Source organism: Chloroflexota bacterium, assembly GCA_011322445.1.
Classification (GTDB): Bacteria; Chloroflexota; Anaerolineae; order Anaerolineales; family DRMV01; genus DRMV01.
The window spans coordinates 91,402-115,942 of sequence record DRMV01000047.1 but is presented as its reverse complement, the minus strand read 5'-3'; the positions used below and the strand labels follow the sequence as shown (position 1 = coordinate 115,942).

The 24,541-nt window shown below is 60.6% G+C and carries 10 protein-coding genes and 1 pseudogene; 3 read left to right on the top strand and 8 right to left on the bottom strand.

The window, feature by feature from the left end; all coding sequences use genetic code 11:
• Positions 1–506 precede the first annotated feature (506 nt).
• Together ENJ54_10450 and hutU are read left to right on the top strand one after the other, a co-directional pair.
• Positions 507–764, top strand: coding sequence for a hypothetical protein (locus ENJ54_10450; protein HFC10251.1), 258 nt, complete (start codon positions 507–509; stop codon positions 762–764).
• 47 nt (positions 765–811) lie between these two features.
• The gene (gene hutU, locus ENJ54_10445) at positions 812–2,467 is read left to right on the top strand and encodes a urocanate hydratase (GenBank protein HFC10250.1); all 1,656 of its coding nucleotides are present in this window, start codon (positions 812–814) and stop codon (positions 2,465–2,467) included.
• A gap of 150 nt (positions 2,468–2,617) precedes the next feature.
• Here the strand turns inward: hutU and ENJ54_10440 are convergent, their stop codons facing one another.
• Together ENJ54_10440 and ENJ54_10435 are read right to left on the bottom strand one after the other, a co-directional pair.
• A complete protein-coding gene (locus ENJ54_10440) occupies positions 2,618–14,629 on the bottom strand; it encodes a sortase (protein ID HFC10249.1) in 12,012 nt (4,003 codons plus the stop codon).
• Between the two features lie 68 nt (positions 14,630–14,697).
• Complete coding sequence (locus ENJ54_10435) at positions 14,698–15,858, bottom strand: LysM peptidoglycan-binding domain-containing protein (GenBank protein HFC10248.1); 1,161 nt, start codon at positions 15,856–15,858, stop codon at positions 14,698–14,700.
• Positions 15,859–16,527: 669 nt separating this feature from the next.
• Here ENJ54_10435 and ENJ54_10430 point away from each other — a divergent pair.
• Complete coding sequence (locus ENJ54_10430) at positions 16,528–17,895, top strand: TrpB-like pyridoxal phosphate-dependent enzyme (protein HFC10247.1); 1,368 nt, start codon at positions 16,528–16,530, stop codon at positions 17,893–17,895.
• 417 nt (positions 17,896–18,312) lie between these two features.
• Here ENJ54_10430 and ENJ54_10425 read toward each other — a convergent pair whose 3' ends face one another.
• The 6 genes and pseudogenes from ENJ54_10425 to ENJ54_10400 all read right to left on the bottom strand — a co-directional run bounded on the left by ENJ54_10425 (position 18,313) and on the right by ENJ54_10400 (position 24,498).
• Positions 18,313–18,729, bottom strand: a complete 417-nt coding sequence (locus ENJ54_10425) for a hypothetical protein (protein HFC10246.1) — start codon at positions 18,727–18,729, stop codon at positions 18,313–18,315.
• A gap of 63 nt (positions 18,730–18,792) precedes the next feature.
• Positions 18,793–21,594 carry a hypothetical protein gene (locus tag ENJ54_10420; GenBank protein ID HFC10245.1) on the bottom strand — a complete coding sequence of 934 codons (2,802 nt, stop codon included), beginning with the start codon at positions 21,592–21,594 and terminating at the stop codon, positions 18,793–18,795.
• Between the two features lie 110 nt (positions 21,595–21,704).
• The gene (locus tag ENJ54_10415; protein HFC10244.1) at positions 21,705–22,466 is read right to left on the bottom strand and encodes a glycerophosphodiester phosphodiesterase; all 762 of its coding nucleotides are present in this window, start codon (positions 22,464–22,466) and stop codon (positions 21,705–21,707) included.
• A 3-nt stretch (positions 22,467–22,469) separates the two neighbouring features.
• Positions 22,470–23,753, bottom strand: a pseudogene (locus ENJ54_10410) (ATP-binding protein).
• Positions 23,754–23,907: 154 nt separating this feature from the next.
• Positions 23,908–24,222: a DUF167 domain-containing protein gene (locus ENJ54_10405; GenBank protein ID HFC10243.1), complete on the bottom strand. Its 315-nt coding sequence runs from the start codon at positions 24,220–24,222 to the stop codon at positions 23,908–23,910.
• 9 nt (positions 24,223–24,231) lie between these two features.
• Complete coding sequence (locus tag ENJ54_10400; GenBank protein HFC10242.1) at positions 24,232–24,498, bottom strand: YggT family protein; 267 nt, start codon at positions 24,496–24,498, stop codon at positions 24,232–24,234.
• Positions 24,499–24,541 lie beyond the last annotated feature (43 nt).

Below are 24,541 nucleotides of genomic sequence, written 5' to 3'. Positions count from 1 at the left end.
GGGCCGGTGTGTTTAAGACACAAAGCGAAAGCATATTATAAACGCGAGCAGAAAGGAACGCAAGGAAGCGCACCGCGATTCAACAAATTGCCCCCAACGCGGCGAAGGGCGCCGCCTGAGCGCCCTCTTCCACACCCTTGGGGGGTGTGATTGTGCCATCTCTTTGACGCGCGCCGCCCCCGCGCTTTAGGCACGGCTCGCTAATGAATTACAAAGGAAAGCGCAACCAGCGCCGTGATAAACGAAACGGCCAACACAGCAATGCGCCGCAAATCCTGCTTGATGTAAGTGTAATCGGGGTTGAACTCGGTAGTGCTGCTCACCGGGCGGCGCAAAGACCGCCGCGTGGCAGAACGCCGACGAGACTTCGCCATGATTCCTCTCCTTGGCTCCAAAAATCCGCCGCTTTCACGGCAAGCCGATTATACCACTACCTCGCGCCGCGTCTCCCCGTTTGGTGGTAAGATAAAAGAAACCGACCCGCATCCGCGCTCAGGAGGGCGACCATGCCCAACGGCACCCCGATTGACCGCCAGTGGATCTTTGTCACCCGTCAAGGCATTGTGGCTATTGACTGGGGCAACGGTTACGCGCAAGATATTGCCACAGGCGAATTCTTCCCCTATTCCGAAGCCATTTACAGCCACCCCGCCAACGACACCGACCTGGAACTGCTCGTGCGTATGGGGCGGGTGGAAAAATACGACAAGCGTATGGCCTACGTCTATGCCCTCCCGGAACGCCCACAACGCACCCTCGATTAGGGTGCGTTGTATTTTCTCATCCCACATTCCTTCTTGAGGAGGTTCCTATGTCTGGCCCTCGTGTTGTGCATCCCCCGCGCGGCACACAATTGCACTGCAAGAACTGGCAACTGGAAGCCCCGTTCCGCATGATTCAGCACAACCTCGACCCCGAAGTGGCCGAGCGCCCCGAAGACCTGGTGGTCTATGGTGGCCGCGGACAGGCTGCCCGCGACTGGGAATCCTTCGACGCCATTCTGGAAACCCTGCAAAAGATGGACGTCGACGACACCCTGCTGGTGCAGTCGGGCAAGCCGGTGGCGGTGTTCAAAACGCACATTGACGCCCCGCGCGTCCTCATCGCCAATTCCAACCTGGTGCCCCACTGGGCCACGTGGGAAGTCTTCGATGACCTCGCGCAAAAGGGCCTCATCATGTACGGCCAAATGACCGCGGGCTCGTGGATTTACATCGGCACCCAGGGCATCTTGCAGGGCACCTATGAAACCTTGGGCTCGCTGGCGCATCAACGCGGCTGGCCTTCCCTGAAGGGCAAATTCGTGCTCACCGCCGGTTTGGGCGGCATGGGCGGCGCGCAGCCCCTCGCCATCACCATGAACGAAGGCGTGGGGCTGATTGTGGAAGTCGACCCTGCTCGCGCCCAGCGGCGGCTGGAAATCGGCTACGTGGACGTGGTGGTGGACAACCTGGACGAAGCCCTGCGCCTGGTGGACAAAGCCCTCAAGGCTGGCGAAGCCCAATCCATCGGCCTGATTGGCAACGCCGCCGACGTCTTCCCCAAACTGGTGCGCCGCGGCATCACGCCCGACGTCGTCACCGACCAGACTTCCGCACACGACCTGCTGGAATACGTGCCCAGCGGCCTCAGCGTGGAGGAATCCAAACGCCTGCGCAAGTCCGACCCCGCCACGCACCGCAAAATGGCGCTGGAATCCATCGCCGTGCACGTTCAGGCCATGCTGGACTTCCAAAAGGCCGGCGCGGAGGTGTTCGATTACGGCAACAACATCCGTCAGCAGGCTTACAACTTCGGCGTGGAAGACGCCTTCGCCTTCCCAGGCTTCGTTCCGGCCTACATCCGCCCGCTGTTCGAGGAAGGCAAAGGCCCCTTCCGCTGGGTGGCGCTTTCCGGCGACCCCGAAGACATTTACCGCACCGACGAGGCCATGCTGGAACTCTTCCCCGAAGACGAGCACCTGCGCCGCTGGATTGAGAAGGCGCAGCAGAAGGTGCCTTTCCAGGGCTTGCCTTCCCGCATTTGCTGGCTGGGCTATGGGGAACGCGACAAGGCCGGGTTGATGTTCAACCAACTGGTGGCGGAAGGCATCGTAAAAGCGCCCATCGTGATTGGCCGCGACCATCTGGACGCCGGTTCGGTGGCTTCCCCCAACCGGGAAACCGAGGCCATGAAAGACGGCTCGGATGCCATCAGCGACTGGCCGATTTTGAACGCCCTGCTGAACGCGGTGGCGGGGGCAACGTGGGTCTCGTTCCACCACGGCGGCGGCGTGGGCATCGGCTACAGCCAGCACGCCGGCATGGTGGTGGTGGCCGACGGCACGGAAGCCGCGGCGCGGCGCCTGGCCCGGGTACTGGTCACCGACCCTGGCCTGGGCGTGGTGCGCCATGCCGACGCAGGCTATGAGAAATCCAAACGGGTTGCCCGGGAAAAGGGCATCTGGATGCCGATGCTGGACAAGTAGTCGCGTTGTCGCCTGGTCGCATCATCGCGTCGTCTGGGCATTCGAGGGACGGCCTGCGGGCTGTCCCTCTGCTGTTTCGGCGCCAAACAAAAAAGCCGAGGGGCGCAGTAGCGCGCCCCTCGGCGGGGGGAACACACAAATGCGGGCAGGTTACGGTTCAGGTTCCACTTTCATCAACACCGCCTGCACCACGACGCGATAGTCATAACTGCCCCTGGCCTCGTCGTAGCCTTTGCAGGTGATGAGCGTCACCCAGTCCCGATTCTTATGCCCAAGCACGGAGGCATCGTTGGGCTCCACCAGCCTGACATCGCGCACTTCGTAAACGTAGCGCTTGCCGTCTGCGTCGATGAAGACCTGATCGCCCCAGCGCAAGTCGTACAGGTGGACAAAGGGGCCAGGTTCGCCATCGGGCAGGTAAACATGCCCGGTCAGGGCTGTGTTCCCTTCCCAGGTTGGGAAGGCCGTGCCTTCCAGCCAACCCGCCTCGTCCCACAGCCAGGTCAAATTCCAGCCTTTGTCGTCGCGCGGCACACCCACAATCGGCACCCGCACGCCCAACTTGGGGATTTCCAGAATCAACCCATCCAGTTTGTCATAAGCCACTTTTTGCTCGGGCAGCGTGGTCACCCGCCCAGGAGCAAAGCCCGTGTCGGGCAACGCCATCATCACACTGATGCTGTCCTCATGGCTGTATACGTCCACAGGGCTAAGGGGGTCGTATTGCCGCTCGTGCGAAAGGGTGTTGTAATTCGATTGCGGCGCGCTAACATCGCCGGGCAGACTCGACCACGCCACAGAAGCAGTGTTGGTCGCACTGTGCCCTCTACTGGTATGCAAGGTAGCCTGGAACCGGATGCGCGCCGTGCTGCCAAGCGGGAATTCATCCCACGTCACGGTGATGGTGTGCGTGGTCGCATCGTAAGCCATACTGGTGGGGGTTGGACCATCGACAACCGTCAGGCTCGCATCAACGTAACGTAACTTGTACGGCAACTCGTCGGTCACCACCACGTCATACGCATTGGTTTCGCTTTCCGCTGTGTGAGCAATTTCCAGGGTGAAGGTAATAGGCTCTCCAGGCAACACCACACGCGGGGAAGCAAACTTCTTGATGGCAAGATCGGGCTCCCGCACGGTCACAGGGGTTGCACTACCCGAAACTTCTCCACCCGTCCATTGCCAGACAGCCTGGTTGTTAAGCGAGACGCCGCTCTGATTTTCGGCGCTATCCAGCACAACCACTTGATAGCGCACAGTGACCGTGGCATCGGTCGTGCTGCCATTGGTCAGGTCACCGAAGTGCCACACAACCTCACGGCCCTGATCTTCCGCAGCCGCGCTCCCCGTGGGGTAAGCACTCACAGTGGGGTTCGTGGGGTCGTTGCACAGCGCCACGGCGTTGCCCGCCGTGGAAATCACGCCATCGAGGTCAACGCTCTCACAGGAAACAAAGGCCAACCCGCGCCCGAGGACATCGGTGAGGGTAACATTGCTCAACGTCCGCCCTGCCGGCACTGTGAGCGTCACTTCGTAAGTCAGGAATTCACCAATGGCCGCGTCGGGGTCGGTCGTGAAGGCCTGGTTGGAACCTTGATAAGACTTCGAGCCTGTGGTGACACTATCCACATCCACAGCAACGTTATCTGCCGGATCGAGGTCACTGCCGTTTGCGCCATCATCCTGCACTTCAGCGCGGTTGGTAATTGCAGTCGCACCTGCTGCCAGTGGGTCGCCCACGGTCACAGTGACCGTATAAGTGACGGCCTCCCCAACGTTCAGATGATCCAGCGTCGGCCAGGTGACCGTGCGGGTCGTGTCGTCGTAAGTGCCGCCGTTGCTGGCGGAGACAAAGGTGGTATGGTCGGGGATGGTGTCGGTAATGACCACATTCGTGGCGTGTTGAGTGCCGACGTTGGTGGCAGTGAGGGTGTAAGTCAGTTGACTACCAGCAGCCACCACTTCGACGCCGTCGGTCTTGGTAATTTGCAAGTCAGGTGCAGCGGCAACAGGGGTGGTATCACTGGCCGTGTTATCGTCGGTGGTGCTTTCGGGGCCGTGGGTACCATCATCGGCAATGACAGCCGTGTTGCTCACCTGCCCCACGCCCGCCGGCAGCGGGTCATCCACATGCACGGCAAAGTCCACCGTGCCGCTGGCGCCTGCGGCTACCGTGCCTACCGAGAACGTACAAACCGTACCGGTTGTCGCGCCGTCCAAGCAACTCCATCCCGTCGTGCTGCTGGCCGCGTTGAAAGTGGCATTGGCGGGGACGGTCTCTGTGATGGTCACACCGGTGGCTTCAACGTTGCCGGTGTTGGCGTAGTTCAGGTGGTACACAATCACCTGGCCTGCTGCCGAAGACACACCGCCATCATCCTTGGAAAGGGTAAGATTCGGCGCGGTTACCGTGACGTCCGCCGTAGCGTCGCTGGCATAGTCGTCCACGCCACCAGCGCCGGTCCGCTCGTTGGCATCCGAGCCAGGCAACGAAGTCCAGGTTGCCTGCGCCGTGTTGCTCAAAGTGTCGCCGATATTCGGTGGTGCGGGCGGGCCGTCCACTTTGGCCTGGTAAGTCAGTTGTACCGAGCCGGTTGCGCGAGACAAATCGCCTTTCCAGGTCAGGGTGTGGGTGGCAGCATTGTAGGAAACCACCCAGCCTGTTGGCGTTGTGGCAGAGCCGGTCACATAGGTCAGCCCGACGGGAATAACATCGGTGACTTCCACATCAAAGGCATCTGCCGTGCTATCGCTCGTGTGCGCCACGGTGAGCGTGTAATTCAGCGTTTCGCCATAGGCCGGTGTGGCGTTGCTCACCGCCTTCGTGACCGAGAGGTCGGGTTCCACCACATTCACGGCGACATCGTTGGTCGTAACGGGTGCGCCATTGCCAATTTGCATTGTGGCATTGTTGGTCAGGGTGTTGTCGTTCTGGTTGCCGCTTTCATCCACAAGCACGGCCTGGAAGTGCACTTTGAAGGTGTTGTTGGTGTCGTCGTTATCGGAAGCCACCGTGATCTGGCCGAAATCTATCGTGATGTCCTGCCCGCTGGAAGCCGAGCCGCTGGGGGCGACAGTGGGCGCGGGCACCGTGCCGTTGAAGCCGGTCGTATCCACCTGCACCGAGCCGACGACGTATTCCAGGCCATCAGGGAGGTTATCCACGATATGGAGCGACGGCGTGGTGCCTTCCGGTAAGGTGACGTTGAGGACAAAGGTCAAGACTTCACCAATGGTGACATTGGGGTCCAGCGTGCTGGCTTCCGAGGTGCTTTCCAGTGACTTGCTGTAGTAGGGGTCGTGGACATTGAAGGATGCCGTATCGCTGGCAACGTAGTCGTTCAAACCGCCCGCGCCGTCGCTGCCGGTGCGCTCGTCGGCGTTCGCGCCGGGCTGGGAAGTCCAGGTCGTGTGGGCGGTGTTGGCAATCAGTTCGGAAGGCGTCACGCTATCTTGCAGCGTGGCTTTGTATTCGATGACCACCGAGGCATCCAGCGGGACGTTGTCAATGGTGACGTCCACGTCATTGCCGCTGGAGTTGTTGGTCATGCCGGTTGCCCCGCCGTTCAAAGTAACCGACACGGAGGCGGTATCCAACGCCACCGCCGCGGGCAGGGTGTCGGCGAAATGGACGTCGTATGCCGGGGCATTGCTGGATGCGTTGGGGTTGGTAATGGTCACGCGGTAGGTTACGGTGTCACCGGCATCTTGGGTGGCGTCGATGCTGGAAATCAGCTTATCAACCGTCAGCGCGGCTTCCACAATGGTAGTATCGTCGGAATCCGTCAGGGTATGCGTGGTGCCATCCGCATCGTCATACGAGAACGTCACGTCGTTCACCAGGTTGGTACCGTCCACATTGCCGCTGGTGTTGGTCGCCACCGCGTCGTAAGAAATGGTAAAGGGCGAACTGGAAACCGTGGCGGTGCCGAAGTCCCACGTCAAAGTCGTCGAAGCCGTGCCGTCGTTGGGGCCGCTGATCGTGAACGTCGCGGCCGAGATGCCGCTGGTGCTCTGAGAGCCGGCGAGGTATTTCATGCCTTCCGGCAGCACGTCGGTGACCACCGTGTTCGCCAGTTGGCCGGTGGGGCTGGAAACCCTGATGGTGACATGGATGGTGTCGCCAATCATGGTTTGGGTCACACCGCCATCGTCTTTGTCCACCGTAGAAGGCTGATCGGTGGTGAACGTCGCGCTGGCCTCGTCTTGCGTGCCATCCTGAGGCGTCCCGGCAGTATCGTTGTAAATGCGCTCGCCGTTCACAGTGCCGTCCAACGAGCTCCAGTCGGCGTCTGCGGTGTTGGTAAACGACCCACCCAACGGAATATCACTGTTTGCCGTGGCCGTGTAGTGGCACTCAATGTAGCCATTGGCCGGAATATCCCATGCGCCCGCGGGGCTGCCATCGAAGTGCAGGTTCTGGCCGCTGGCCGTTACGGTCGCGGGAACAGTATTGCCGCCGTCGTCCTGACAGGCCACGGAACCCGTGGTGTAGGTCACACCGTTAGGCAAAGCGTCGTCGGCGGTGACATCGTAGGCCGTGCTGTTCCCAGTGTTCGAGAACTGCAACGTGTAGGTCAAAGTGTCGCCCGCCTGCACGCCGCTGCTCGGGGAAACCGATTTGGTGGTGGTGATCTGCGGCTCCACCAGGGTGATGCTCTCGGAATCCGTGAGGGTTTGGGCGTTCCCCTGACCGTTGGTATATTGCAGCGTGGCATGATTGGTCAGGGTGTCGCCCGATTTGTATGTGTTGTCGTTCACCACGCGGGCCACCACCCGCACGACAAAGCTGTTGTCGTCGGTGTCATTGTTGCCGGTAACGGTCACATCGCCAAAGTCCAATGTGATGCCGCCGCCATCACCCGAGGTCACCGTGACGGTGGGATTGTTCACCTCAGCGGGATCGCTGAAGGCTTTAGTGAGCGGGGCACCGCTGGTTACGATGCTGTGGCTGACGTACTCCAGGCCGTTCGGTAGGTCATCCGTCACCACCAGCGAAGGTGTGGTGCCTTCGTTCAGGGTCACTACCAGGTCAAAGGTGACTTCCTGCCCGATGGTGTACTGAGTGGGAGAAGGCGTAAGTTTATCCAACGCGGTCGCGTCGTCGCTGGTGAAACTGGCCGTATCCGAGACCGCGTAGTCATTCAACCCGCCTGCGCCGTCGGCGCCGGTGCGCTCGTTCGCGTTGCTTCCGGGCTGACTCGTCCAGTCCAGGTCGCCGGTGTTTTCGATCAACTGCTGCGGCGTCACGCTGGTGTTCAGCGTGGCCGAGTAAGTGATGGTCACGGAGCCACCCACCGCGATATCGCTGATGGTGACATCCACTTTGTTGCCCGAAGTGTTGTTTGCTTCCACCGTGCCGCCCGAAACGCTCACCGAAGTCGTCTCCAGCGTCACCTGGGAAGGCAAATCGTCGGCAAAATGCACATCGTAAGCCGTGGCGTGGCTGCTGCCATCGTTGGGGTTTTCGATGGTGATGGTGTAGTTCACCTGACCGCCCGCGTCGATCTGCGGCGAAATCACGCTCACGCTTTTGTCAATGGTCAGGCTGGCTTCCGTCACCTGGGAAGACTCGCTATCGTGCAACTGCTGATCGGAGCCCGCCGCATTGGTGTAATTCAAATAAACGTCGTTGGTCAGCGTGGTGAGATCCTGATTGCTGGCTACGTTTGCCACCACTGCATCGTATTCGATGGTCAAGGGGCTGGACTGCGCCACAGGCGTCGCGCCGTAATCCCACTTCAATGTGGTCGTGCCATCGGCATTGTTGGTGACCGTAAATGTGGGCGTGGTGGAAAGCGCGCCGTTGTCTTGCTGAGAACCGCTCACGTAAGTCAAGCCTTCCGGCAAGTGATCGGTCACCACAGCATCGCGAAGCGTGCCCTTGGGGCTGGTGATGGTCAGCGTGAAGTGGATGGTATCGCCGATAAGGGTTTGGGAAACGCCGCCATCGTCCTTTTGCAGCGTGGGCGCAGCCACCTGGAAAGCAGCCGAAGCGGTATCCTGCGTGCCATCGAAGTTGTATGTCGTCGTGTCGTCATACACGCGTTCCACATCGGGCGCGCTGGGCGTGCCGTCTTGGGAACTCCAGTCCGCATCCACCGTATTGGTATGGTCGCCGTCCACGTACAGGCTATCCTGCGCGGTGACAGTGTAGGTGCATTCAATGTAGTCGCCTGCGGGGATATCCCAAGCGCCAGCGGGCACGCCGTCAAAGGACAGGGTATTGCCGTTGACGCTCACACTGACCGGCACGTTGTTCGAGCCGTCGGTACAGGAAGCCGAGTTGCTGTTGTAACTCACACCCTGCGCCAGGGTATCTTCCGCGGTCACATCATAAGCCTCACTGTGCCCTGTGTTCTCGAACTTGATCGTGTAGGTCAGCGTGTCACCTGCCTGGACCCCGCTGGCCGGGGAGACCGACTTGGTCGTGGTGATGCGCGGCTCAATGATGCTGATAGCCGCCGTGTCGCTGGCGCTGGCGGTGTTGCCATTGTTGGGATTCGTCCAGCGCACCGTGCCGGTGTTGGTCTTGTTGTCGCCGTCCTGATTGTCCGTGACGTTCATCACGCGGGCCACGATTTGCACCAGGAAGGCGTTGTTATCGGTGTCGTTGTCATCGGTAACGGTGGTGTCGCCGAAGGTCAGCGTGACGTCGCCGCCGGAGCCGCCGGGGGCCGTGACTGTTGGGGCAGGCAAAGAGCCGTTGAAGTCAGCGGCCAGCAGGCCGCCGCTGGCGGCTGCCGTGGTGATGATGCTATGGCTGACGTACTCCAGCCCGGTCGGCAGGTCGTCAAAGATCTCCAGATCCTGCGTCACGCCTTCCGGCAGCGTAACGAGCAAGTTGAAGGTGATCTGGTCGCCGATGGTGTATTGGGTGGAGGCAACCGACTTGTCAATGGTGGGTCTGGCCAACACCGTCGAAGTCGCGCTGCTATCGGAGTAAGTGCGTTCACCCGTCGTCGTGCCCGAAGCGCCGGGCGTCATCGACCCCGTATCGTTACTGCCCGAACCGTTTGGCGTGCCCGCACCGGGAAGGCTGGAGCCTTCACCATTAGCCGTATTGGCAATCGTGACGCCTGCAGGCACATCGTTCACCACGGTCGCGTTGATGTCAACAACCACCTTCTCACCAGGGTTCAAGCAAGTAATGTCAACTTTTGCCGTCGCGCCAGTGCCCGTGCCGGAATTATCCGTTACCGTCTGGAGCGTATCACCACAAGAGCCAGCCAGCGTCGTCGAGCCATTCGTGCCGTCGGTGTAAATTGTGACACCGTTCAGGTTCAAATACGAACTCAAGGTGTCGGTGAGCGAGAGGTCAAATGCAGCCGCCGCATCCGCTCCACTGGCATCATTGGTAATGCTGATGCGATAAACCATCGGATCACCAGCATCGGTCGCCGCGGTGACGACGTTCTTGTCCACCGTAATGTGCGGCTCGACCACCGTGACCGTGACGTCGTTGGACGCGCCATCGTTTTGGGTGCCATCAATCCACACCGTGAAGTTGTTGGTAAGCGTATCGCCTGCCGTGTTGTTGGCCGTGCTGCTGTTGTCAACCAGCGCGTTGAACTCCACGATCACGTATTCGGTGTCCGAATCGCTGTCATGGTTTTCCAAATCGCCCAACCGGAAATAGACATCCGTGCCTGTATCGAAAGTGTTATCGTCCTGCGTGACGGCAGCAGGGGCGCTCACATTCCCATCAGCCAGCGGGCTGCACGTGTCTGGAATGGCTGGCGTGGTGCCGTCGGCGCTGTTACCTGTGAGGAAACAATCGGTATCAGTAATGGCCGGAGCCACACCGGTGCCAGTAGAAGAAATCCCCGTGCCGTTGGAAACAAACGCCGCCTTGGCCGTGTTGTCATTCAAGAAGGTAACGCCCTCTGGCAGGCTGTCGTGAATCTGGAAATTCTTCGACGTGCCTTCCGGCAATGCCACCACCAGCCGGTAGCGCACAATCTCGCCAATTGCCAGATTGGCCCCACTGGTGTGACTTTCGGAAGTGCCTTTCTGATACTTATCGGGGGCCACGTTTCGAATTGTCACCGTCGCACTGGAATCCGCAGCATAGTCGTTCAATGCGCCGCCAACGCCGTCCGCGCCGGTGCGCTCGGTGGAAGCCGTGTTGTAAGTGGAGCGCGGCGCCGTTTGATCGCCAGACAAACTCGTCCAGGTAAGATGCGCCGTGTTCTCAATGCTTTGCCCCGGTGCCACCCCATAATCCACCGTCGCCTGGAAGGTCAACTGACAACTGCTGTTCGCCGGGAAAGCATCCCACTGGGCTTCCAGGCTGCCGTTGGTATCACTGGTCGAAGTAGGCGCAACGTCACAACTCCCTGAAACCACGCCAAAGGAGCCAGAGACGTAGTTCATCCCTGCCGGGACACTATCACTCAAAACCACGTCATACGCCGTGGTATCACCGGAGGCGCTCCCATTCGTCACCGTCAGGGTATAAGTCACCGTGTTGCCCGCGTCGGTCGCAGTGGGGTCTGCCGATTTGCTCAGCGTGAGGGTGGGTTCTTTGACGGTCACCTCTGGCGCGCTGCCCCCTCCCAATGTCACATCGCCGCTGCCTTCATCCATCAGGAAGGAGGCGCTATTGTTGAGCAGCGTGCCGCTCTGGTTGCCGCTCACGTTCAGCACCACGGCCTGATAGATCACCTTGATGGTCTCGAGTTTGTCGTCGTCACGGTTGGCGTTGGTGATGTTGCCCAAATCGAAGGTGAGATTATGCCCGTCGTTGGCGACGGTCACGTTGTTGCTACACACGCCGCTGAAGTCCGAGCCGCTGGCGAGATCGGTGGTCACGTCCGAGGTGACCGCATTGCCGGAGTAGGCCGTCACGCTGGTGCAGCCGACGTAAGCCAGGCCGTCGTCGAGCGTATCCACCAAACGGGCATTGGGTATCTCTCCTTCCGGCACGACCGCGGTCAGTTTGTAGGTCACCAGTTCCCCGATGACCACGTCGCCGCTGCCGTTATCGGCGGTGACCACTTCGGTGTTTACCAGCGTCTTGGAAAAACCCGCCAGGGTGGTTGCATGGGCCGTGTCGGTGTCGTCTACCGCCAAGTGGTTAGGGCCGCCTTCCGCGCCGGCATAGTGCATGAGATGGGAGGTGTTGAGACCGTCGTTGGTTGGGTGCACGTCCGGTTTTACGGTCAGATCGTAGGTAATAATGATGACATCGTTGTTGGAATTCGGGTCGTGCGCCTGACAGACGCCCTCCCCTACTGGATCTTGCAACTCGATGCCGTTGCCAAAGAGGTCATCCGCAGTGCCATCGGTGCCATCCGGCCCGCCGCCCAAGCCAGTGTAGGAAATCGGCCCACTGCCATCGCCGTAGTAAATTTGCAGGTTGAGGCCGGTGCTGTTCGTGGGGATCTGGTAATAGTTGCTGTCCAGCACGTCCCGCAATTGAATGTCGAAAGCACCCTTCAGGCTGGAGCCTGTATTGCGAATGGTGATGGCAAAGGTGACGATGTCGCCAGCGTCCACGCCGCTGACGTTGGCATCGATGGGGGTGGCATCCAGCCCCGCGGCGTTGATCGTGCCGCTCCAGCGCGGGCTGTTGCTCGGGTCGTTAAACGTCACCCCCGCCGGCCCCACATCGGTGCTGAAATGGGCATTGGGGTTGCTCGTCCACACAATGCCTTTCTTGCTCGTCAAAACCGGCTCGGTCAGTTTGACCTGCACGATGCCGTTGGCCGTACTGTCGGCAGCATTGGTGCTGCCTTCATAAGCATGCGCCTGATTGGTAAGGAAAAGGCCATCGGCAAAAGGATCTGCGGAGACCACAACCGTGAAGAGCAAATCTACCGTGGTGCTCTGGTCGCGCGTGTCGTCGTAATCGGCGTAATAAATCGCAATGCTGTTGGCTGCTGTATTGCTCACCACAACGGGTTCCTGCGTGGGGGTCGTGTTGTGCTGGGAAGCCGTCAGATTCCCCGTCCCGTTGTTCAAACCGTCAGTCATGTACTGGTAGAACGTATCCGAAGGCCCCAACGTCACCACGCCGGGCGCGGGAATGCCGCCCGCAGCCGAGAAACTCCACGCCGGGCCTGCAGTCCCATCCTGATCGGGGTCATCCACATGGAAAACCGGCAGGGGAAAATAATCATCAAAGGAAAGGTTTTCTATATCCGAAGAAGGCAGCGTGTAGGTCAGGCGGTACGTTACCTCGTCGCCGGGCTTGATGATGACATTGCCATTGGCGTCCGTGGGCAGGGTGGTGCTGCCGTTGATGGCATAAACCGCTTTCGTCAACTCGCCGCGGCCAATGGTAAACCCTGCCGTGGCGTCGTCCGTCACCGTGGAACCTGTCGGTGTAAAATCGACGGTATTCAACAGCCGCGCCGAAATGGTGGCCTGGTCGTCGAGTTTGTCACCCTGGTCCACGCTGGGGTCGCCGGAAGGGTAATCGTCGGTAAACTGATCTAGAATCTTGGCGCGGAAGACAATGTGGCCTTCCGTCTTGCCGTCATTATAGGTACCACAGTCCGGCGGATTGCTACCGTTGACCGGATCCACGCAACCGCCCACCAGGCGACCATTGGCATCCAGCGCGCGATCGATGATTTCCTGAGAGACGCGAAACACCAGTTTGGTGCTGCCCGCCGCTATGCTGCTATCCGCCGCCGTACACTCGCTACCAGGGCCGCCGGTATAGTTGCAGAGGACGTCATAGTTGCTGCTGCCAAAGCCCGCTGCTGGCGAGAGCGCGTAGGTGTTGCCGTTGATTTCCAGCGTGGGCGTGAAAGAGGGGTCGAAGTGCTGCCCGTCGGAGAGCGTGTCGGTCACCACCACCTGGTCGAAAGCAAAGAAGTCGGAAACCTGAAAATCAAGGGTGTATTCCACGACATCTTTGGGCGAATAAGTGGCGTCGGTGAGATCGCGCACCGATTTCTGAATCTGAAGGGACTTCTGCAACACCCCGAAAGGCCCCACGGTGATGCTTTCCGGTGTATCGCCATCACGGGAGTCTTTCGGTGTCCAGGTTCCGGTGACAGTGGCCGAATTGTCGGTATTCTGGGCAACGCCGGTGTTGGGGTCAATGGTTGGGTTGCCGTCGGCGTCCAGCCGAGGGATGTAGTAATAAATTTCAACGGTGACATCGTTGCCATCCACGCCGGTGACATCATCGAGGGTAATATCAAAAGTTCCCCCCGGGGTTGAAGTCGAAGGCAAGGCATTTTCCGTTTTCACCGTTGCCCCGTTGACCGTATAACTGATGTATTGCACCGTCTTTGGGAGTGGGTCCTGGATGCGCAAATCCGTGATGGTTTGCCCGGTAGCCACATCTGCGCTGATGATGTAACGCTCGGCAGGGGTCTCGCCCGAAGGAATTTCCGGCGAGACGTTGTCTTTCCCTGTAAACGCCTTTTCCGCCGTCATCACCACCGGCGTCACGTCGCCGCTGGGCCAGCCGGTGCCGTCGTTGCTGCTCGGCTGGGCAATCGGCGTATCGCCGCAGCACCAATCGTCTTCCGGCGTCGCGCCGTACATGTAACCACCGCGGGCTTTGATGGTCAGCGCGGGCGAAATGTCGGCCAGGTCGCTCAAATGCGCCTTGACGGTGATATTCACGGCGGGCTGGTCAGGCACAAAAGAGCCAAACGGCAGTTCGAGGGAAACCAACTTGTCGCCTGCCTTCCCACAAACCTGCACATACGCACCCGTGTTGTCGCGCAGCCAGGGATGGGAAACACACCCCGTCCCGCTGCCATCATCGGGGAAAGTCTGCACCACGCTCTCGACATCCGTCCCCAAATAAGTCGCGCCCAAAAAATCCACCCCATCGTCGCCATCCTGCCCTGTGACAGGGAATATCAGATCCACGAAAGGGCCGTAACCGGGCTGGTCACCGGTGTTGTCGAAAGTCACCGTAAACTGAAAATCTTCCCCCAGGAAAACGGAGGAAGGCATATCCAGACTCACGGAGGCCGCCGGCGCGGTCAGCGGTTTTTCGTTGGCAGCAGGCGCGACGCCCTGCGGCAACGCATCACTTTCCACAGCAGGGGCCAGCGATGCATTCCCCAAAGCCTGGGCTGGGCGCGCGGCCACAGCAAGCACCTGCCCCCCCAGCCACAATGCCGCTATGAGCACATGAAACCAGCGCGTGGTAAAAAGGCGACGAAAAGTGCGGGCAAAGTGCGACATGATGTTTCTCCTCCTCAATAGCGTTCAAGCACCCCTTTATGCCTTTGCTCGCAGGCAACTACCCGGCTTTAGGGCTTGGGCAAAAAGTTCCAGGGGTTGACCTTACCGTATTTTTCGTGGCGAAGTTCGAAGTGCAAATGGGGGCCTGTGGAATTCCCCGTGCTGCCGATGGCACCAATCATATCCCCCTGATAAACCGCCTGACCGCACTGCACCAAAATGCGGCTCAAATGCGCATAGAGGGACTGCCATCCATTGCCATGATCGATGACCACGACATTGCCGTAACCCCAGTTATTCCACCCGGCATACACGACCACACCGTTGTCGACCGCGTAAACCGGATAGCCCAACTTACCGGCAATGTCAATGCCGTAATGGTTGATGGCTGGCGAATAATCATAACCCGAAAGATAGTGTAAAGTTGTGGGCCAGATGAACGTGCCCGTTCCTACCGGGCCGGTATAGACCTTGCCGCAGAAACCCGGGCCCAACACTTTCGCCACTGCGGGGTTCTTGCGAGAGATCTGCGGCGCGCTCCAACTCACAAACGCGCGGTGCCCCCCAGGCACGACCAGCCATGTGCCCGGCGCAATGTGAGGGTGTTCCGGGTCGGTATCGGGCGGCAAGTGGTTGGCAGGGTAATCGATGATGTCTTCAGGCTTAACGCCAAAGAATTTTGCCACCACGCGCAAATTATCCCCCGCATGCCACTGGTAATAGGTGCCATCAACCGGCAAAATGTTGAGCACCTGCCCCGGACGCAGTCGATGGGGGTCGTCGGCCAGAATGTTGTAATTGCCCCACAAGATGGTTTCCGGCTTAAGGCCAAACTTCTCGGCAATGCCGAAAACGGTATCGCCGCGCTGCACTTTATACTTGATCACTTCTTCCCGCGGCCGCGTGGGCACGTCGGTGTGCAAAACAGTCTTCCGGCGCACTGCCTGGATGGGCGAAGAAGCCCCCACATACGGCGGCATCGCAGCCCCCGGCGTCGGCACGGCCGTCTCGGGCGTGGCCGCCTCAGCCGCCAGCGCCGTTTCACCAGCCGGCGCCGCCAACAAGCGCGGCAAATGGCTGCGGTGCAAAAACCACACAGCAGCCCCAATCAAAAGGAAGACCACTACATGGCCTCCCAGGCGGCTGATGAACTCCAGCACCCCCCATGCCGCCAGTTGCTCCCGCCACGCCAAAGTGGGGCGTGACGAAGGTTTACCCTTGTTTTTCATCAAGTTTCATTCTACCACAAACCGCCCACAAACTCGCCCTTAAAAGTCAACTTTTCATGGGCCATCCCATTCCACCACCTTCGCTCGCCACAAGCCCAACTTCCGTCCCAACGCCCAAAAAGGGAAGCCCCTCTCTGGCCCCAAGGCTTACCCGGGCGGCTTTTCGCGAATTCCCTGGCAATTTGCGCGCCTACTCTTGACACCAGCCCTGTTTGCGCGTATAACTTGCGCCAACAACCCCTACACACCTAAAGGCTGTGAAGAGGACGAGTAAGCGTTGACACGGCAGCACAGAGAGCCGGGGAAGGTGAGAGCCGGCCTGCACGCCAACGCCGAATGGGCCTCAGAGCCGCCGGGCGAACCCCCAGGGCAGTAGCCCGTGCCGGAGTTGCCACCGTTATCAAGGCAAAGGGTATAAGCGCGGCGCACACGCGCCCGCCGTACCCGAAACGAGTGAGGCTGGCTTGCCAGTGTTCCGACCCTTCCCCGTCGCTTCACGGCGGGCTTTTTGTTTAACGGCGCGCCGGCCTAACCGGGGTGGCACCGCGGACGCTCACCACGCGTTCGTCCCCAAACGGGACGAACGCGTTTTGCGTTAAACACCGCAGTTCGCCCAGCCCATTGGCTTAAGACCGTCACAACCCGCCCAATTTTCAACGGAGGTGTAGCATGTCCGACCAATATCGTTTCCTGCTTTCCGAAGCCGATCTGCCCAAGTTCTGGTACAACATCGCAGCCGACCTGCCCACACCGCTGCCGCCACCGCTGCATCCGGTCACCAAAGAGCCGGTCACACCCGAGTTCCTGGAAGCCCTCTTCCCGCGTGAGGCCATCATGCAGGAAGTCAGCACCGAGCGCTACATTGAAATCCCGGAACCGGTGCGCGAGGTTTACCGCCTGTGGCGGCCCACCCCGCTCATCCGCGCCCGCCGGCTGGAAAAGGCTTTAGACACCCCCGCCCACATCTACTTCAAGTACGAAGGCGTCTCGCCTTCCGGCAGCCACAAACCCAACACCGCCGTCGCCCAGGCGTTTTACAACAAAGCCGAGGGCGTGCACGCCCTCACCACAGAAACCGGCGCGGGGCAATGGGGCTCCGCCCTTGCCCTGGCTGGCAACTTCTTTGACATTGACGTGGAAGTTTACATGGTCAAGGTTTCCTACAACCAAAAGCCCTACCGGCGCATTCTCATGGAAACCTACGGCGCGCAGGTGTTTGCCAGCCCCACCAACCGCACCGAGTTTGGCCGCCGCATCCTGGCCGAAAACCCTGACAACCCCGGCTCGTTAGGCATCGCAATTTCCGAAGCCGTAGAAGCCGCGCTGACCTCCAACGGCAAGAAGAAATACAGCCTCGGTTCGGTGCTCAACCACGTGCTGCTGCACCAAACGGTGATCGGGCAAGAGGCCATCAAGCAAATGGAACTGGCTGGTGAGGAACCCGACGTGCTCATCGGGTGCATTGGTGGCGGCTCCAACTTCGGCGGCTTTGCTTTCCCCTTCATCAAAGATAAACTGCAAGGGAAAAAAGACTACCGCGTGATTGCGGTGGAACCCACCGCAGCGCCCACACTCACCAAAGGTCTCTACGCCTACGACTACGGCGACACCGGCAAAATCACCCCCATCGTCAAAATGCACACCTTAGGCCACGATTTCGTACCGGCGCCCATCCATGCGGGCGGGTTGCGCTATCATGGCATGGCCCCGGCAGTGTGCGCGCTCTACGACCAGGGCGCCATCGACGCGGTGGCTGTACATCAGCGCGCCGTCTTCGAAGCCGCCGTGCTGTTCGCCCGCACCCAGGGCATCATCCCTGCGCCGGAAACCGCCCACGCGGTCAAAGTTGCCATCGACGAAGCCCTCAAGGCCAAAGAAGCCGGTGAAAAGCGCGTCATCGTCTTCAACTTCTCCGGTCACGGGCACTTCGACCTCAGCGCCTACGAGGCCTACCTCAGCGGCCAATTGCAAGATTACAGTTACCCCGAGGAAGAAATCCGCAAATCACTGCAAAAACTTCCCGACGTCGCGCTCTAACGCTTGCCTGCACGCGCAAAAACCTGACAGGTTTTTTGGAAGCCTGTCAGGTTTTTTTATGGCGTGCGGCAACTCGGCCTGAGCGGAAGCGCCGTCAGGCGCTGAAGTCGAAGGCCAAGTCGCCGCTTTCCAAAGCACATCACCATGCCGCACGCTGAAAAGCGGTGTGCACCGGTGGATTTTTTTCTGCGCAATCTGCGCAATCTGGGGTTCGTTTTCCCCGCCGTCCTTCGACTACGCGCCCTGCGGCGCTCCGCTCAGGGCGGCTTCGACTACGCGCCCTGCGGCGCTCCGCTCAGGGCGGCTTCGACTACGCGCCTTGCGGCGCTCCGCTCAGGACGGCTTCGTTTTACCGGGCATCACCGCACAGGGCATCCGGCCTCCCTGCACAGGGCATCTGGGCATCGCCCACCAACACTACGCCTTCTTCAACCCCGCGAGCACCTCAGCCAGCGCTTCCAAATCGTGCACCAGCGCGTGCAGGCTGCCCACCACCATGGGATTCAATTGCGCCCGAGGGTGAGGTTTGCGGGTATCGTGGACATACCCCACAATCGGCCCGCCCTTCACGGCGTAAAAATAGCCCATCTCCCACGCCGTGCCGGAATCCACATCATCGCCGTTGAGCACGGCGACGACCGCGGCGGCTTCCTGCAACTGACGCAAATCCTGCTGAAAGAAAAACGACGAGTCGCTGTCGCGGTCAAACAACCCTGCGTCGCGATGGGGCAAATAAGTCTCAAAGCCCGCCTTCTGGCACACGGCATCGACGCGTTCCAACAACCACCGTTGCCCTTCGGTGAACAGCGGCCCGGCAACGTAAATTTTCGGCATGGCATTCCTCCTCAAATGATGTGAATAAGACCAGCGCCAAAGGCAATCTATGGGGAAAGTCCACTACTCGCGCCGCGAATGGCGGGCCAGTGCGCGCCACACCAGGCCCACGGCCAGCCCCACCAGCGCGCCGACCAACGCCGCGCCGGGAGCGACAGCATACCCCCAGCGTTCCAGTGCGGCGGTCATGGCCTTCCCACCCACGGCCAGCACCACATAAGCCGCCATCCCCCCAGCGAAAGCCAGCAAGCCCCAGCGCACGCCCCAGCGGGCCATACCCTGCTGCAACGCGGCGCGATAAGCCCCCCACCCCACCAACAACGCCACCAGCAGAGCAGCCAAATAGTCCACCCCCTCCACCCGGCGATGCTGCGGCGGGGCCAACACGCCCTCCGTGGGCGTGGGCGTGGCAGCCGGCCGCGGCGTTCCGGCTACCACCACGACCTGCGGCGAAGCCGTGGCTTCCCCCGGTTTGCCGGGCACTTCAATCGCCAACACCTGCGATTGCCGCGCCGGGTCGCTCTGGGCGCGGATTTCCCACAAGCCGGGTTCAGCCACCTGGAACGAAGCCCGGGCAATGCCGTCGGTGGTGGTGACTTCCACACTTTGCTGCACCTGATCGCCGCCGGGGGTGGTGAGCAAAAAACGCACCACCGTGCCGTCGGGCACCGGGTGACCGTTGTGATCGACGATGACGCCAGTGCGCACCGGCACGGTCTGGTCGGGCTGCACCCGCAGGGGCCCGGTCACCGAGGGGGTGGCAGCCGCCGAGGCCTCTTGCGGCGGCGGGAAATCCCACGTCAGGGGAATGACCTGTTGCGGGTCGGGGGAAGTCGCCGTGATCAGGTCGTAACCCACCCCACCCACCGACACCGGCAACGCCCCCTGCGGCGCAATTTCCCGGAAGAGCAAACGGGCGGCTGCCTCCACAAAAGGCGGCGCCTTGCTATACAAGCCGTAATAGGCCGAAAGTTTGGAAATGTCGGTCGCATCCAGATAGTAAGGTGCGTTGAAAGCAAACACCACCACTTTCTTGTTGCGCAACAGGCCGGGCTGGGCATCGAGCAAATGCCGGAAAGCCCGCGAAGCGGGGTCGTGGGGGTTGACATCCAGCAGCCCCACCACCACCCAATCCGCGCGCCGCAGGCTCTCCCGCACCGAAGGGTGGGCGGCCGGGTCGTCCAGCCAGGCTTCCAGTTGGGCAAACGTGAGGGGGGTAAAATCTTGCGGGCGCACCTGCTGACCACTGCCCGGCCCATAAAGCCGCAGCAACACCTGCTGGAAGTCACCCGGCGAAAGCGCCTCCTGGGGCGGGCACGTGCTACACTGGCGATACGAAAGCCCCTCCGAAAGCAGCACAATGTGCTCACCGCGCTGCGGCGGGGAAGGCAACACGCTTTCCAGGTCGGTGGGCGCGGGGGAAATCAGCGTGGCCGCCTGTTGCGCCACCTGAAAAGTGACATCGCTGCCCTTGCCCAATACCGCCAGGGCATCAGGCTGCGGTTGCACAGCGCTGAGGGTAAAACTGCCGAAAAGGCGGCATTTCAAAGTCAACACCCGCAGCGCCGCGGCATCCACCCGCTGGGCAAAGGCGGGGTCGGCGCGATATTTCTGGGAAAAGTATTTCAGCGTGTTGAGCACCGTGGTGGGCTGGTCAGGGTCGTTGGGGTCGTGAAACCCCATGCCCAAATAGAGCAAATCGTTGCCCGCCAAAAGGGCATCGCGCGCCACCAGGAAAGCATCGAAACGCTGCTCGGTGGGATCATAAAAGCGGCGGATGGCTCGGCTGCCGAGGTCGTCGCTCACCGTCAGCCCCCCGTGGGAACGCCAGGCCGCGAACGGTTGCAGCGCCATCAGTTGGGTAAACGCCTGCGGGTCCAGGCTGACCGGCCGGGTCGTGGCGCGAATATTTCCCTGGAAGCCCTGATAGCGAATGTGGGAAACCAGCAGGCCATCGGCCACCTGAGCCGGGTTGGCTGCCGAGGTCACGGCAAAAAAGGGCGCCAGTTCGATTTGCTTGAGTTGCTCCAACGACTTGCGAACCGTCGCGACCTCTTCAGCAGGCGAACGGTCGGAGCCGGTGTAGCCGGGGAAGTGTTTGACCACCACCGCGACGTGCCCGCTGCTGCCCTGATGCACGCCTTGAATGTACGCCTTCCCCATCTGGCCCACCCAATAGGGGTCGCCGCCGAACGTGTCAATGCCCAGATCGCCAGGACTGCCGGGGTGAGGCGTGGCGGCCACGTCCAGCGGGGGGCCGAGTAGCAGGTTGATGCCCAAAGCAGCGGTTTCCCGCCCCAACACTTCCCCCACCGCCCGCGCCAGCCCTGGCTGCCATGTCGCGCCAATTGCCAGAGGGCTGGGCAGCGGCGTCATGCCTTCCAAAATCTGGTCATAGGGGTAACCGTCGCCATCCTGAGCGGTGGCAATCAGCAACGGGACGTAAGGCGGGTAGCGGGCTTCACCGCTTTCGGGGTCAAGGCTTTCCTGTTGGGCTTCCACCCACACCGCCCGCTGCAGGCCGCGAATTTCGTCTTGCAGCGCCTGGGGGGCATCCTCGCCGCCGGGGATGTTGTCGTTGGCGCGCAGCAGCACCACCCCACCCACATGGGCCTGCGCAATCAAATGATAAACCGGCGCGTCGGAAGCCTGGGCATCCCCCTGAAAGGCCACCAAAAACAACTGCCCCACCCGCTCTTCGGGCGAGAGGCGCGCCAGAATTTGCCGAGCGCACTGCTCAGGCGAAGTTTCAGACGCGGGCTGGGCCTGTGCGTGCAGTGGCACAAGCCAAACCACCAAAGCCACCAACAGGGCGGCTTTGGCCCAGCGGCGGGAAGGGCGCATTTCTCCTCCAGAGACCAACATGCACCTGGCCCGAGGCGTAAAAGCCCTCGGGGCTGCCGATTTCCACGCCCCTGGTGAAAATCAGCCTCTCTCGGTAAGGCCGCCCGCTGCAAACACCCGGCGGAACGGCCTCAAGACAAACGGGCCAGGAAAGAAGCCCGCACCTCACGCGCCAGGCGCGGGTTGTCGGTGTAGATGCCATCCACACCCCAGGCGAAGAGGCGCTCCATTTCAGCGGCATCGTTCACCGTATAAACGGCCACGGCCTTGCCCGCAGCATGCCAGCGGCGCACGGCTTCCGGCGTGACCAGCGCCCGGTGCGGCTCCACCAGGGCGTGGGGCACCACGCGATGAAAAAGGCGATACAGCCACGGGCGACGCACGTCAACCAGAAAGCCCACCGGCACTTCCGGCAGGCGACGCGCAAAGCGCAGCAAGGTCAGCGGGTTGAAGGACGACACCCACACCCGGTCGGTGACACCAAGGGCGACAACCAGGTCGGCCACCTTGACCGGGAGGGCATCGAAAGGTGCAGCGTAATTCGTCAGTTCGATGTTCACCAGCAGATCAGGCGTCACGGCCTGCAACACTTCTGCCAGCAAAGGGATGGCGGTTTCGGGGTCGCCGGGTTCCCCCCCCGCGCTGAGGGCACGCAGGGCAGCCCAATCCATTTTGCGCACCGCACCGTGGCCGTTGGTCGTGCGGTCTACGGTGTTGTCATGCATCACCACAATGCGGCCATCGCGCGTCAGTTTGGCGTCCAGTTCCACCGCTTCGGCGTGCTGGCGCACGGCCAGGCGGAAGGCCGCCAAAGTGTTTTCCGGGGCATCATGCGATGCTCCCCGGTGGGCAATGATCACGGGGCGGGGCAAGTTCTTCCAAAGAGGTAACATAACCTAAAGATCCACGAAATAGGCTGCCGCAGCCTGGTCGATGAGTTCCCGCGTCATCGTCGGTTCAATGCCACGGTAGCGAGCAATGTCGATGATCTGGTCGCAGATATCACGCGGATGCGAAGCGCGCAATTTTCGTCCGCGCTTGATGTACCACTCTTGCAAGAGGTAAGCCAGCCCCTGGTCGCTGTAAGCCACGCCCTTGGCCTGCGCCACCCGGCGGAAGATCTCCCGATATTCGCCGTAAGAGGGGTCGCCGATGTAAATTTTGTGGCGCAGCCGCCGTAAAAAGGCTTCATCGACCAGGTCTTTAGGGGGCAAGTTCGTCGAAAAGACCACCAGGACGTCGAAAGGCACTTCAATCTTCCGGCCCGTGTGCAGGGTCAGGTAGTCGATGCGGTTTTCCAGCGGCACAATCCAGCGGTTGAGCAAATCGCGCGGGCGCACCTGCTGGCGGCCAAAGTCGTCCACCAGCAAAATGCCGCCGTTGGCCTTGACCTGCACAGGTGCCTGGTAGAACTTGTTGACATCATCGAAAATCAGGTCCAGGTTGGCCAGCGTCAACTCGCCGCCCACCATGATGAAAGGGCGATGGATACGCACCCAGCGGGGGTCGCGGCGCTTGCTGGCACGCAACGAACCCGTGCCGTGGCCGGTAGCATCCTCGTCAGGGGCACGCTTGTGGTTGACCGAGTCGTAAAGGGTCACGACCTGCCCATCGACATACAAGGCATAAGGAATATAAATTGCCTCAGAGAGCACCATATCGCCAATGGCGCGGGCGATGGTGGTCTTGCCGTTGCCCGGTGGGCCGTAGAGAAAAATGGAAGCCCCCGAATTGACCGCCGGGCCAATGCGGTGGAAGGTCTTTTCAGAAAGCACCAGCGAAGCCAGAGCCTTTCGCATCACCCGCGGCGTCACCGTCATGCGCGAGCGGCTCTGTTTACGCATGGCTTCGTTGTAAACATGCAAAGGCACCGGTGCAGGCCCGGCATACTGACTCCGCGCCAGTGCCTCACGCGCCCGCCGCAGCCCGGCCTCCGTAATGGCATATTCATAAACCCCCGATCCCAGGCCGCCGCGCGAGGCCTTCACCTCGATTAATTTTTCCCGCTTGAGCGTATCCAACAATTGATCAACCAGGCCGGTGAAAGGTAAAGCCATGGCCTCGGCAATGTCATAGCCCGTCAAATACCCCTGAAAATAAAGAATTTTCAAAGCGAGGTCCTGCAGCCAGAGGGAAGAGAGACCGGTTTCTTCCACGCGCGTAATCGGCGGCGGAACGAAGCCGCGGCTGGCACCTAAAGCGGTCATGCACACCTCCACAAATCAGGCATTGGGCTTCCTTTGCCCGGTTGTTTCCATTATAGCACCACCACCCCCCGAGGCTGGCGACAAAAAAGCCCCCACAAAGGGGGGCTGCTTTCCCACGTGCTACGTGTCAAGGTTGCGCCAGATGTTCCATGATTTTGCGCTGCGCGGCTTCGACATCCATATCCACAATGGAAACCAGTTTGTCGCGCCCACCTTCCCCTGCCACAATCTCAATGCGAGAAGGCGCGACATCCAACACCTTGGCCAGGAACTTGATGAGCGCTTTGTTGGCCTTCCCCTCCACAGGCGGAGCGGTCAAGCGAATGCGAATGGTGCCATCGCTCAGCACCTCCGCAATTTCGTCACGGGAAGCCCGCGGCGTCACCCGCACCGCCAGCGCCGAGCCCGTCTTGCCGTTATGAAAGCGGAACTTTCGTTTCATCGTTTTCCCTCACCATGCCAACGCGAGCAAGAAATGAACGAGGACACTGCGAACAATCTCGATCAAGAAAATAAGCACAATGGGACTGAGGTCAAAACCACCTATCGGAGGAATTACACGCTGAATAGGTGCGAGCAGGGGACGAACGATGCGCCCCAACGCCTGCCGAACCGGATGCAACGGGTGCATGAAAAAGGAAAGCACAGCATCCACGACAACGACGAGCTCCAGAACGTTCGCCACAATGTTGATGAGATAAACCAAGAAACCGATCAAAGGGACCTCCTCGCGACGTTGTTACTTTATTTTACCGCAAAAA